Annotated in this window: 11 protein-coding genes; 2 read left to right on the forward strand and 9 right to left on the reverse strand. The window is 74.7% G+C overall.

Features of this window, described 5'->3' with window-relative positions:
* Positions 1-306: 306 nt before the first annotated feature.
* From IE172_RS01430 to IE172_RS01445, 4 genes are all read right to left on the reverse strand, one after another.
* The gene (locus tag IE172_RS01430) at positions 307-1,278 is read right to left on the reverse strand and encodes an N-acetylglucosamine kinase (RefSeq protein WP_190095185.1); all 972 of its coding nucleotides are present in this window, start codon (positions 1,276-1,278) and stop codon (positions 307-309) included.
* Positions 1,269-2,534 (reverse strand): 6-phospho-beta-glucosidase, encoded by a 1,266-nt coding sequence (locus IE172_RS01435; RefSeq protein WP_190095186.1) that lies wholly within the window; start codon positions 2,532-2,534, stop codon positions 1,269-1,271. The genes IE172_RS01430 and IE172_RS01435 overlap by 10 nt, the downstream gene beginning before the upstream one ends.
* 50 nt (positions 2,535-2,584) lie before the next feature.
* Positions 2,585-3,802, reverse strand: a complete 1,218-nt coding sequence (locus tag IE172_RS01440) for an ROK family transcriptional regulator (RefSeq protein ID WP_190095187.1) — start codon at positions 3,800-3,802, stop codon at positions 2,585-2,587.
* Between the two features lie 189 nt (positions 3,803-3,991).
* A complete protein-coding gene (locus IE172_RS01445) occupies positions 3,992-5,077 on the reverse strand; it encodes a mechanosensitive ion channel family protein (protein ID WP_190095188.1) in 1,086 nt (361 codons plus the stop codon).
* A gap of 315 nt (positions 5,078-5,392) precedes the next feature.
* On the opposite strand from IE172_RS01445, the gene IE172_RS01450 reads away from it, so the two are divergent.
* The gene (locus tag IE172_RS01450) at positions 5,393-5,929 is read left to right on the forward strand and encodes an HNH endonuclease (RefSeq protein WP_190095189.1); all 537 of its coding nucleotides are present in this window, start codon (positions 5,393-5,395) and stop codon (positions 5,927-5,929) included.
* Positions 5,930-6,009: 80 nt separating this feature from the next.
* Here the strand turns inward: IE172_RS01450 and IE172_RS34275 are convergent, their stop codons facing one another.
* From IE172_RS34275 to IE172_RS01470, 5 genes are all read right to left on the reverse strand, one after another.
* On the reverse strand, positions 6,010-6,681 hold the full coding sequence (locus IE172_RS34275) for a hypothetical protein (protein WP_229885738.1): 672 nt from the start codon (positions 6,679-6,681) through the stop codon (positions 6,010-6,012).
* Entirely contained in the window at positions 6,672-7,376 is a 705-nt protein-coding gene (locus IE172_RS34280) for an FtsX-like permease family protein (RefSeq protein WP_229885739.1), read from the reverse strand. Before IE172_RS34280 ends, IE172_RS34275 begins: the two co-directional genes overlap by 10 nt.
* A 26-nt stretch (positions 7,377-7,402) precedes the next feature.
* Positions 7,403-8,101, reverse strand: a complete 699-nt coding sequence (locus tag IE172_RS01460) for an ABC transporter ATP-binding protein (RefSeq protein ID WP_190095190.1) — start codon at positions 8,099-8,101, stop codon at positions 7,403-7,405.
* Positions 8,098-8,631: a PadR family transcriptional regulator gene (locus tag IE172_RS01465; protein WP_190095191.1), complete on the reverse strand. Its 534-nt coding sequence runs from the start codon at positions 8,629-8,631 to the stop codon at positions 8,098-8,100. Before IE172_RS01465 ends, IE172_RS01460 begins: the two co-directional genes overlap by 4 nt.
* Before the next feature lie 81 nt (positions 8,632-8,712).
* A complete protein-coding gene (locus tag IE172_RS01470) occupies positions 8,713-11,592 on the reverse strand; it encodes a glycoside hydrolase family 84 protein (protein ID WP_190095192.1) in 2,880 nt (959 codons plus the stop codon).
* 311 nt (positions 11,593-11,903) lie between these two features.
* On the opposite strand from IE172_RS01470, the gene IE172_RS01475 reads away from it, so the two are divergent.
* Positions 11,904-12,179, forward strand: coding sequence for a hypothetical protein (locus tag IE172_RS01475; RefSeq protein ID WP_190095193.1), 276 nt, complete (start codon positions 11,904-11,906; stop codon positions 12,177-12,179).
* Position 12,180: the final 1 nt, after the last annotated feature.

Genomic DNA, 12,180 nt, shown 5'->3' on the forward strand with positions numbered 1-12,180 from the left:
CGGGGGCTGCGGTTCGGTTCCAGGCGCCGGGTGGGGGGTGGATGCCTGCGGCGCCGCTGTCACCGTCCCGTGCGGTGCCCGGCTTCCCGTCCTCCGCGGGCAGTCGTGCCGCAGGGCGGCACGGGTGGGCGCGACGGCACCCCGTGAGCGCCGGGTTACGCAACGCCCCCCCGGCCCGCACCCACGCCGGGCAGCAGTGCGGTGCGGGGTCGCGGGAACCCCCCGCCGGGCGCCCGGAATGTGCCGGGAGGCACACCCGTGGCGCCCGGCCACCGGACAACGCGCGCGGGTGCGTGACCCGGCCCCCTACCCCTCGTAATGCCCGCGCAAGCGACGGTGCGCGGACGCCGGTGCCGCCAACCCGTCCAGCCCCAGCAGGCCCGCCCCCAGCACGGGACTCGCCGTGACCACCCGGGCTGCCGCCTTCGGTGCCCGCTCGGCGAGGAGTTCGTGGACGCGGTCGTCCAGCAGGGGGTGCCGCGCCGCCAGCACACTCCCGCCCAGCACCACGGGCGTCTCCTCGTCGAGCAGGGACAGCCGCGTCAGCGTGACCACCGCCATCACGACGATCTCCTCGGCCTGCCGTTCGACGATCGCCCGCGCGACTTCGTCGCCGCCGGCCGCCGTCGCGAACAGCACCGGGGTCAACTCGTGCCGGCGGGCCCGCGGCAGGTGCTCCAGGTGCAGTGCCTCGATCAGCTCGGGCATGCCGGACAGCCCGAAGTGCGACGGAAGCGTGTCCGTCAGGGCCGTGGGCCCGCCGCGGCCGTCCGACGCGCGGGCCGCGTGCCACAGCGCCTCCTCCGCCAGCGCCCAACCCCCGCCCCAGTCACCGGAGATGCGCCCGATCGCCGGGAAGCGTGCGGTACGCCCGTCGGGGCGCATGCCCACGCAGTTGATGCCCGCGCCGCAGACGACGGCCACCCCCCGCGGCTCGTCGACCCCGGCCCGCAGGATCGCGAACGTGTCGTTGCGCACCTCGACGGTCCGGCCCCAGCCGCACGCGGCCAGTGCCGCCGTCAGCTGCTCCTCCTCGACGGGCAGGTCGGCGTTGGCCAGGCAGGCCGAGACACGCAGGACGGTCGTGGTGCCGGCGTCGGCGAGGGCCCGGGTGACGGTCTCGGTGAGGGTGTCCATCGCGGTGTCCAGACCCACCGCCGGGGGTCGGAAGCCCTCCCCGCGGGCCGTCGCCAGCACCGCCCCGTCGGACCCGATCACCGCCACGTCCGTCTTGCTGTTGCCGGCGTCCACGGCGAGGACGCCCGCGGTCAGGCCCACGTGAGGTGCTCCCGGTTGTGGGCGACGAGTTCGTCGGTGAGGCGGTCGGCGTAGGCGTACTGGCCGATCAGGGGGTGGGCGAGCAGGGCGCGGAACACGCGGTCCCGGGAGCCGTCGAGGGCCGCCTCCAGCGCCAGGTCCTCGTAGGCGGTGACGTCGGCCATCAGGCCCGCGAAGAGGGGGTCGACCGGGGGGACGGGGAGCGGGCTCGCGCCCTTCGGGCCCACCGTCGCCTGGACCTCGACGACGGCGTCGTCGGGGAGGAAGGGGAGGGTGCCGTTGTTGAGGGTGTTGACCACCTGGTGCGGTGAGCCGGCGCCGCGGAGCAGGGCCGCCGCCAGGTCCACCGCTGCCTCCGAGTAGTAGGCGCCGCCGCGCTGGGACAGCAGGGCGGGCTTCTCGGCGAGGGCCGGGTCGGCGTACAGGGCCAGGAGGCGGCGTTCCATGTCGGCCACCTCGGCGGCCCGCGACGGTCCGGTGCGCTGTTCCCGTACGACCTCGTCGTGCGCGTAGAAGTAGCGCAGGTAGTAGGACGGGATCACGCCCAGGCGGTCCAGGAGGGGACGGGGGAGGCGGAGGTCGGCGGCGATCGTGTCGCCGTGGGCGGCGAGGAGGGCGGGGAGGACGTCCTCGCCGTCCGGGCCGCCCCGGCGCACCGCCGTCTCCCACGTGAGGTGGTTGAGTCCCACGTGGTCCAGGTGGATGCCGGCCGGGTCGGTGTCCAGGAGCGCCGCGAACTTGCGCTGGAGGCCGATGGCCACGTTGCACAGGCCCAGTGCCTTGTGGCCGGCCCGCAGCAGCGCCCGGGTGACGATGCCCACGGGGTTGGTGAAGTCGATGATCCAGGCGTCCGGGTTGGCCCGGCGGACGCGGTCGGCGATGTCGAGGACGACCGGGACCGTGCGCAGCGCCTTGGCCAGGCCACCCGCGCCGGTGGTCTCCTGACCGACGCAGCCGCACTCCAGCGGCCAGGTCTCGTCCTGCTGCCGGGCCGCCTGACCGCCCACCCTGAGCTGGAGGAGGACCGCGTCCGCGCCGTCCACGGCGGCGTCCAGGTCGGCGGTCGTGGTGATCGTCCCGGGGTGGCCCTGGCGGGCGAAGATGCGGCGGGACAGGGCGCCGATCAGGTCGAGGCGGTCCGTCGCCGGGTCGGTGAGGACCAGCTCGGTGAGGGGGAGGGTGTCCCTCAGCCGGGCGAAGCCGTCGACGAGTTCGGGGGTGTAGGTCGAGCCTCCGCCGACCACGGTGAGTTTCATGTCGTGTCCTGTGTTCCCTTCACTCCGGTGGGGGTGACGCCCTCGACGGGTCAGCGGGAGGTGTCGAAGACCTCGTCGCGGGTGGTCGCCAGCGCGCTCTCCAGCGCGCCGCGCAGCACGGGGTGTTCACGGACGCCGCCCACGACGAGACGGGGCCGGGGGGCGGCCAGTTCCTCCAGTTCGGCCTGGACCAGGGCGCGCAGCACCTCGCCGCCCGAGGTGAGGGCGGTGCCGCTCAGGACGACGAGTTCGGGGTCGAGGACGCAGACGAGGGAGGCGAGGCCGGTGGCCAGGCGGGTGGCGTAGTCGTGGAGCAGGCGGTGCGAGGGCTTGTCGTCGGGCGGGGACGCGGCGGCGCGTGCGAGGAGGGCGGCGGCCTGTTCGGCGTACGGGCCCGGCGGGATGTCCTCGATGCCCCGTTCGCGGGCGAGCCGGGGCACGGCCTGGGAGCCGGCCAGCTCCTGGAAGCCGCCGCTGTTGGCCCTGGCGACCTGGCGGACCAGGGGCGTGCCGGGCACCGGGAGGAAGCCCACCTCGCCCGCGCCGCCGGTCCAGCCCCGGTGCAGCCGGCCGCCCAGCACCAGGGCGGCGCCCAGGCCCTCCTCGTTCCACAGCAGGACGAAGTCGGTGTGGTCGCGGGCCGCGCCGAGACGCTGCTCGGCCAGGGCGACGAGGTTGACGTCGTTCTCGTACTCGAACGGCATCGGCAGCGCGGCGGCCAGTTCGTCGAGCAGCGTCGGGGAGTGCCAGCCGGGGAGGTGGGAGGCGTAGCGCAGCCGCCCCGTGTTCGGGTCGAAGGCGCCCGGTGTCCCTATGACCAGGCGGTGGATGTCGGAGCGGGACAGTCCCGCGGCCTTCACCGCGCCGTCCAGGGCGTCGGTGACCTGCTGGGCGACGGGGGCCGGGGAGCGGCGGCCGGGGGTGGGCAGCTCGTGCCGGCCGACCGTGCGGCCGGTGATGTCGGCGACGGCGGCGCGTATCCGCCGGGCGGTGACGTCCAGCCCGGCCACGTGGGCGGCGGCCGGGTTGACCTCGTACAGCTGGGCGCCGGGGCCGGGGCGGCCCTCGGTGGTGCCGGTGGCGAGGACCAGTCCGGCCGCCTCCAGGCGGGCCAGGAGCTGGGAGGCGGTCGGCTTGGACAGGCCGGTGAGCCTGCCGATCCGGGTGCGGGACAGCGGGCCGTGCTCCAGCAGGAGGTCCAGGGCGGTGCGGTCGTTCATGGCGCGCAGCACGCGCGGGGTGCCGGGCGGACCGGCGGTTCCTGCCATGAGGTGCGACACCTGCCCTTCGCCGCCGGTGCGGGACGGCCGTCCCGGAACGCGGACTGTCAGGAAAGTTTCCTGTCGGACGGCCCCGACGGGGAGGAACGTAAGCCCGGCGCGGAGGGGGCGTCAAGGGAGGACGCGGAAAGGGCGGCACCCGGGACGTCCCGGATGCCGCCCCTGGGGTGCCGGCGTCTACTTGGTGATGTTCGGCGGGGGCAGCGGGGAGGCCGCCATCGACTGCGGGGAGATCGTGCTCGCGTAGGCGGACGGGGCCGCGACACCGGCCGTCGGATCGGCGGGCGGGGCGTCCTCCACGGCCGTGGCGCCGCCGACGATGCGGATGCCGTTGGCGTCGAAGGCGCGCTTGATGCGCCAGCGCAGCTCCCGCTCCACGGTCAGCGACTTGCCCGGCATGGTCTTCGCCGAGACGCGGACCACCATCGAGTCCAGCAGCACCGAGTCCAGGCCGAGCACCTCGACCGGGCTCCACAGGAGCTCGTTCCACGGCTCCTCCTTGCTGGTCCGCTCGGCGACCTCGGTCAGCGTGTCCTTCACCCGGTCCAGGTCCTCGTCGGAACGGACCGTGACGTCCACGTTGGCGGTCGCCCAGCCCTGGGACAGGTTGCCGATGCGCTTGACCTCGCCGTTGCGGACGTACCAGATCTCCCCGCCGTCGCCGCGCAGCTTGGTCACCCGCAGCCCGACCTCGATCACCTCACCGGACGCCACGCCCGCGTCGACGGTGTCGCCGACGCCGTACTGGTCCTCCAGGATCATGAAGACGCCGGAGAGGAAGTCCGTCACCAGGTTGCGCGCGCCGAAACCGATCGCCACACCCGCGACACCGGCCGAGGCCAGCAGCGGCGCCAGATTGATCTGGAACGTGCCGAGGACCATCAGCGCGGCGGTTCCCATGATCAGGAACGACGCCACCGAGCGCAGCACCGAACCGATCGCCTGCGAGCGCTGCCGGCGCCGCTCGGCGTTGACCAGCAGGCCGCCGAGCGCGGTGCCGTCCACCGCCTGGCCGGTGCGGGACATACGGTCGACCAGCTTGGTGATCGCCCGCCGCACCACCACCCTCAGCACCACCGCGATCACCAGGATCAGCAGGACCCGGAGCCCGATCGCCAGCCATGTCGACCAGTTCTCCTCGACCCAGCCGGCGGCGTTGGTGGCGCTCTCGTGGGCGTCCTGGAGCGTGGGCACCCGCGGGGTCCCGGAATCCGAGGGTGTCGGCGACGGATCGGCGGCCGACAGGACGGCGGACAAGGACACGGCAGGTACCTCCAGGTGCACGATCTGCCCCCGCCGCGGCGGTCAAGTCCGGCAAGGTCACGATCGGGTCACCGGACGGGGCAGAACCACCACACTAACGGGGCATTGTGAAGGGATCGGCCCTCTCCGTGAAGAAGAGACCGTGCTCACCCGTGCTTGAACAGGCCATGATCCTGGGGATGCATCGGGGTGTGGTCGAAAACACTCCCAGCCCGTTACCGGGACATGGTGGCGCTTCCACCAGGCATGAGGAGAAACTGACTACGGATCGTCCCGGCGCGAGCCACGCGCCGCCGGCGTACAAGGAGGCCGTCCGTGCCGCATGTCCTGGTCCTCAACGCGTCGTACGAGCCACTCGGCGTCGTACCGCTCCGCCGCGCGCTCGTGCTCGTCCTCGAGAACAAGGCAGTCTGCCTCGAGGAGACCGGCGCCTATCTGCACAGCGCGACCGTCACCGTCCCCGCACCCAGCGTGGTCCGGCTCAAGCGTTTCGTGCGGGTTCCCTACCGGGGGCCCGTTCCACTCACCCGGCGGGCGCTGTTCGCCCGTGACGGGGGCCGGTGCATGTACTGCGGTGGCGTCGCAACCAGCGTCGACCACGTGATCCCGCGCAGCCGAGGGGGCAAGCACGTCTGGGACAACGTCGTGGCGTCCTGCCGCCGCTGCAACCACGTGAAGGCCGACCGGCACCTGTTCGAGCTGGGCTGGCGCCTGCGTCACAAACCCGCCCCGCCCACCGGTCTGGCCTGGCGCATCATCGGCACCGGCCACCGCGACCCGCGCTGGCTGCCGTACCTCCAGCCGTACGGCGCGGAGGACGCGATGGCCCGGATCGACGGCATCTCGGCCTGACCCCGGCCGTCCCGCGGGCGCCGCGGCGACAGCGGCCCGGCCCCGGGGAACCCCCGTTCCCCCGGGGGCGCCGGGCCGGTTCAGGTGTGGCGCAGTTCCGCCGGGCGGACCGTGCGCCGCAGCAGGGGCAGGGCGGTGGCCGCGGCCAGCAGGCAGGTGCCGTAGACCGCGAGCGGGACCAGCAGGGCGGACCACGGCAGGAAGCCGGACGCGGTGACCGAGGAGTAGGCGACGCCGATCGCCAGGCCGCCGACACCGGCCGCCGACAGGGCCGGTGCGAGCGGCAGCGCGGTCTCCAGCAGCAGCGCCCGGTCGAGCACCGCCCGCGGCACCCCCGCGGCCACCTGCGCGGCCAGCCCCCTGCGACGGGAGGCGAGCGACTCGGCCGTGCCGACGGCGAGCGCGCACAGGGTGATCACCAGGCCCACCGCGATCGCGGCGGCGGTGAGGTTCAGTCCGGTCGTGTAGTACGAGACGCTCTCCGCGAGCCGGTGCCGGTCCTCGTGCAGCCCCTCGATCATGAAGTGCCGCACGCTCACGAATCCCGTGCCCACCACCGTCACCAGCAGGACGGCCGCGTGCGCGCGGGCCGCCGCCCACGGGTCGTCGCGCAGTCGCTCCGCGGCGATCAGCGTGGCCGCCGAGCGGGCCCGTCCCGCCAGCGCGCGGCCCACGGCACGGGACGTGGCCCCGGACAGCCACACCGAGCCCGCGCCCACCGCGAGAAGCGAGCCGAACACCGTCATCGGCATCTGCCACGGGAACGCACCACGCGGGCCCGCCGGGGTGATGCTCGCCGCGACAGCGCCACCGTCGCCACCATCAGCAGCGACAGCAGGAACAGCCGTCCCGGCCCGCGCCCGCTACGGGCCGGACCGGCGCGGCGCACCCGGCCCAGCGGCGAGACCACGACCTGCCGCAGCGCGAGCACGCCCGCCGTCGTCCCCAGCACCGGCACGGCGACGGCGACCAGCGCGAGCACCACCCACGTGAGCACGGCGGGCCGCTCCCAGCTCTCCACCAGCACCAGCACCGTGACGACCGTCGCGGTCAGCGAGCCGAACAGACAGGCCGGCCCGGTCTCCAGCGCGGCGATCCGCCGTACCTGCCAGGGCGTCGCCCCCGCCAGCCGCAGCGCGGCCAGCCTCCGGTCGCGGTGCACGGCCCCGATCCGGGCGCACTGCCCGAGGAAGCCGAGCACCGGCACCAGGAGCAGCAGCAGGGCGAGGATCACCCCCGCGCGCGTACCGGGTTCGTCGAGCAGCCCCCCGGCGACGGAGAGGGAGTACTGGCCGCGCAGCGAGGCCAGCGCGCCGGCCGCCAGCGCGAACCCGGTGGCCAGCGCGGCCCCGGTCGCGGTGAGCGCGACCCGCCACCACTCGCGCCGGTCGGAGCCGCGGGTGAGCTGCCAGGCCAGCCGCAGATCGGAGAGGAGGGACGCGGTCACGCCGCCACCCCCTGCGGAGTCCGTCGTCACGCCGCCACCCCCTGCGGAGTCGCGACGCCGTCGCACAGCCGCACTTCACGGTCGGCGTACGCCGCCACCTGCGCGTCGTGCGTGATCAGCAGCACCGCCGTGCCGGTCTCGCGGGCGGTGTGCACCAGGGCCGTCATCACCTGCTCGCCCGCCAGCGAGTCCAGCGCCCCCGTCGGCTCGTCCGCGAACACCACCCGGGGCCCGGTGACCAGTGCGCGGGCCAGCGCCACCCGCTGTGCCTGCCCTCCGCTCATCTCCCCCGGCCGCGACTCCTCCTGCCCGCGCACCCCGAACCGCTCCAGCCACTCCCCGGCCGCCGCCCGCGCCCCGGCACGGCCGGCGCCGGCCAGCATCAGCGGCAGTGCCACGTTGTCCGCCGCGGTCAGCTCCGGGATCAGCTGGCCGAACTGGAAGACCACCCCGAACTCGGTACGGCGCAGTTCGCTCAGCCGCTTCTCCGTCAGGTCCTCCAGCCGCTGCCCGGCGTACGTCACCGAGCCCGCGTCCGGACGGGTGATGCCGGAAAGGCAGTGCGCCAGCGTCGACTTGCCGCTTCCGCTGGGGCCGGTCACCGCGAGGATCTCCCCCGCGTCCAGTGTGACGGTGGCGCCCCGCAGCGCCTCGGTCCTGCCGTGCGCCTTGACCAGCCGGCGGCCCGTGAGCAGCGGTCCCGCCGCGTTGTCCCCGTTGTTCATGCCGTGTCGACCTCCGCGGTCAGGGTGGTGAGCCGGGCCGCCGTCGTCGTCATCCAACGCAGGTCGGCATCCAGGTGGTTGAGGGCGAAGTCGGCCGAGAGCACGGTCGCCAGATCGGCGTCCCCCGCCGTCTTCACCGCGGTGAGCTCCCGCATCCGCTCCATGTGGGCGGCGCGCTGGGCGCGCAGGTACCCGGCGGGGTCGCCGTCGGACAGGATCGACACCACGACCTTGGCGAAGATCTCGTTGGTCACGAACGGCGCGGGCGGGGCGATCTCCCCGGCCCACTGGGACAGTTCACGCGCGCCGTCGTCGGTGACGCGGTACACGGTCCGCTCGGGACCGCCGTCCGAGTCGGTGCCCCCGACCTCGGCGAGACCGTCCCGGACCAGGCGCTGAAGGGTCGTGTAGACCTGCCCGTAGGCCAGCGGACGGGCCTGCGGGAAGCGTGCGTCGTGGCGTCGCTTGAGGTCGTAGCCGTGGCTGGGCCCCGAGGCGAGCAGGCCCAGCAGGATGTGGCGGGTGCTCATGCGCCTCAGTATGTACTGAGTACATGTACTGAGTGAATAGCGGCAGCCGAAGTCGTCCGGATCCGGTACGTCGGGACGTGCTCAGTCCACGACCGCGTACGCCTCCACCGACCACAGCGAATAGCCGTACCGCGTCGCGCGCTTCTCGCCCTGGACGCGGACGTGCCGCACGTCCCGCTCGTCCATGCGGACGCTCTCCCGGCCGCCCCGGCCGTCGCGGACCTGAGCCGCCGTACGCCAGGTGCGGCCGTCCGCCGACACCTCCACGCGGTACGCGGACGGATGGGCGTCCTGCCAGTGCAGCGCCACCTTCCCCAGCCGCACCGGGCGTCCGAGGTCCACCTGCCACCAGGCGTCGTCCCGCACCGGGGACGACCAGCGGGTCTCCGGGTCGCCGTCGTTCGCCGCCGAGGCGGGGAAGTCGGGTGTCTCGTCGGCCGAGGAGCCCGCCCGGCCGCCGCGGGCCAGGTCGGGGCCGCCGACGCGGGGAACGGCGTTCACCGTCAGCGCGCGGGTCGCGCCGCCGAAGCCGAGCCGGACCTCGTAGGAGCGGGCGGGCGTGCCCGGCTTCACGGTCACCTCGACCGGCACCTCCACCGGTGTACCGCGCGGAACGGTCAGGGCCTCCCGCGGAACGCGCACGTCGAGCTCCTTCGGGGCCTGGACGGTGAGCTTGCCGCGCACCTCGTCGGGACGCAGCGAGCCGAGGGTGGCCGTCAGCCTCCGGGTGCCTCCGATGTCGGCGTCCGCGCGGTCGCCGGGCAGTTCGACGGAGGCGGCGGGCGCGTCCGCGAACCACGGGACCAGGTGGCGCACCCGGGCGGGATCGGCGCCGGTGACCCGGACGCCGTCGACCGGCCGGCCGCCGGCCCGCAGCTCGGTGGCGCCCTCCTCGGCCAGCGCCCCGAGCCGGCGCCACCCCTCGCCCGGCACGCGCGCCTCCACGGCTCCCCGCGTGCCCGGCTCGGTGAGCACCGTCACGGTGTCGATCACGCGGGCGCGCGGCAGGTCGAGGGCGCGCTCGCCGCCGGACCGCGCGGACGGCTCGTGGTCGATCCCGGCCCAGCTCTCGTACGCCTTCCGCGCCCGGTCCAGGAAGGGGTCCAGTACGCCCTCGCCGACCGTCACGCCCGCCGAGGCGGCCGCCTCGCGCTGCTCGCCCAGCTTCCGGTACGCCGACCAGGCGGCGGCCGCGTCCCCGGCCCGCTGGGCGCGCAGCATGTCCAGCGCCGTCGTGCCGGCCTCGCCGTGACGGGCCAGCCCTTCGGACCACGGGGCGACCTCGGTGCCGAGCGCGGTGCCGGACAGCCGGCCCGGCAGGTCGCGCAGCGCGGTGAAGGCCGCGCGCAGCCGGACGGCGGCGTCGGGCTCCCGCGTGCCGTGCGCCGCCGGCCGGGTCCGCCAGAACTCCTCCAGCAGCGGCCGCAGATACGCCGACTCCGTGCCGCCCAGCACCGACGAGGCGACGTTCCCGGCGAGCGCGGTCAGCGCCTGCTCGCGCCGGGCGTCACCGCCGGCGAGGTCGGCGATCGCCGCCCGCCAGGACTCCTGGGGCCGGTAACCGCGCGGGTTCCAGGCGAAGTCGGCGGCCGTGAACAGCGGGACGCGGGACGCCTCGGGCTGCGCCATCGCGTTGGCGAGCAGCGCCGCCGAACCGGCGGCCACGGCCGGCTCACGGCCCTGGTAGGGGCCGAGGAAGATCCGGCCCGGGGCGTAGTCGTTGACCGGGTAGTTGTCCATCGTCACCAGCGGATGCCCGAACGCCGCGCGGGCCTCGCCCAGTTGGCGGCCCGTGATGGTGCGCGGCACCACCCCGACCCCGGTCCACGCCACCTCGACGCCCGCGTCCAGCGCCTGTGCGAGGGAACGCCGGTAGGAGGTCGAGCCCTCCTCGTAGTACTCGGTCGGCATCAGCGACAGCGCGACGGAACCCGGATGGCGGTCCGCCAGGTGCCGGGCCACCGCGTTCGCCACGTGCGCCTGGGCGCGGGCCGCCGCCTCGGGCCCCGACCCGAACCGGTCGGCGTCCGCTCCGCAGTGCCACTCGCTGTAGCTGACGTCCTGGAACTGGAGCTGGAAGGCGCGGAAGCCCAGCGCCCACATCGCGTCCAGTTTGCGGGTCAGCGCGCGCAGGTCCTGCTCCGAGGCGAAGCACATCGCCTGCCCCGGCGCGACCGCCCAGCCCAGCGTGACGTGGTTGCCCCGCGCCCGCTCGGCCAGTTCCCGGAACTCCGCGCGCCGCTCGGCCGGGTACGGCTCCCGCCAGCGGGCCTGCCGCAGCAGGTCCTCGCCGGGCGCGTAGAGGTAGCGGTTCAGCTTGGTGCGGCCCATGAAGTCCAGCTGGCCCAGCCGCTGCCGGTGCGTCCACGGGGTGCCGTAGAAGCCCTCGGTGATGCCGCGCACGGCGGTGCCCGGCCAGTCGCGCACCACGACGGCGCCGATCGTGCCGTCCGGGCGCAGCAGTTGCCGCAGGGTCTGCACGGCGTGGAACTGGCCGGCGCCGTCCGCCCCGGTCAACGAGACGGCCCCGCGCCCCGTGTTCAGCGTGTAGCCGCCGGACGGCAGGGCGCGCCGGGGGTCGTTCGAGGCGCGCTCCGTCCCCACCCGCACCACGAGCGCCCCCTCGGGCACCGGTGTGCCGGGAGCGGTGAACCGGCGCGCCCCGGCCTGCCGCAACAGCTCCCGCAGCGCCTCGACGGCGTGGGGATCGGCGGTCCCGTCCGCGATCAGGGCGACCTCGCCGGTCACCTCGACCGGTGCGCCGTTCGCGCGCAGGGAGTGGGGGCGCGGCCACACGGACGGCTCCGCGGCCCCCACCGGATCGGCGGTGGGCGACGCGGTCGTCCCGGGCACGGGCGGCGCCGCCACGGCGGCCGGCGCGGTCCCCAGCGTTCCGGCGAGGACGGCGAACGCGAGGGCGGCCCTCCTGGTGTTCGCCGTCCTCCCACGCCGCAGCTGCACGGGCCCCTCCTGGTCGCTCGGGTGGTCCGAACGGTCCGGCGGCCGAACGGCCGTGTCCATTCCGTTACCGAGAAACCCGAGCCCACCACCTCGGCGGTGAACGTGTCAATGAGAGTGGACGTTGTGGCGCGTTTGTCCCACCGTGGAAGGAGGGCAGGAGAACAGAATGTGAGCAGAAACACATGGAAAGACTTTGTGCGTCTGGCATCGCGCCCGCTGGGTAGGGCTGCGTGATAACCCGCACGACACGCACGAGCCGCATCCCGCACGTCCGCGTGATCCGCGGACCGTGCTCGACGAGGAGACGATCTGTGACCGCACCGGCATACGTTCCTTCCCCGGCCCTGTCCAAACCCGTGGCGGAGACCTCCGCCGACGACCTCCACCTCTGCGTCCTCAGCGCGGAGGGCCCCTGCACCGAACTGCCGCTGACCAGCGAACCCCCGCTGCCGGACGCCGAACCGCTCACCAGCGAACCGCCGCTCGCCGAAGCCGCCCCCCTGACCAGCGAGTCCGACACCTGGATGGACTCCTCCGACGCCTCCGGACTCGACTCCTTCCCGGCCCAGTACCGCCCGGGACCCTAGG

This window comes from Streptomyces griseoflavus (assembly GCF_014649995.1).
Lineage (GTDB): Bacteria > Actinomycetota > Actinomycetes > Streptomycetales > Streptomycetaceae > Streptomyces > Streptomyces griseoflavus.

Coding starts and splice junctions, on each gene's coding strand:
- IE172_RS01435 (WP_190095186.1), bottom strand. CDS start 2,534: ATGAAACTCACCGTGGTCGGCGGAGGCTCGACCTACACCCCCGAACTC.
- IE172_RS01440 (WP_190095187.1), bottom strand. CDS start 3,802: ATGGCAGGAACCGCCGGTCCGCCCGGCACCCCGCGCGTGCTGCGCGCC.
- IE172_RS34275 (WP_229885738.1), bottom strand. CDS start 6,681: ATGCCGATGACGGTGTTCGGCTCGCTTCTCGCGGTGGGCGCGGGCTCG.
- IE172_RS01460 (WP_190095190.1), bottom strand. CDS start 8,101: ATGAACAACGGGGACAACGCGGCGGGACCGCTGCTCACGGGCCGCCGG.
- IE172_RS01465 (WP_190095191.1), bottom strand. CDS start 8,631: ATGAGCACCCGCCACATCCTGCTGGGCCTGCTCGCCTCGGGGCCCAGC.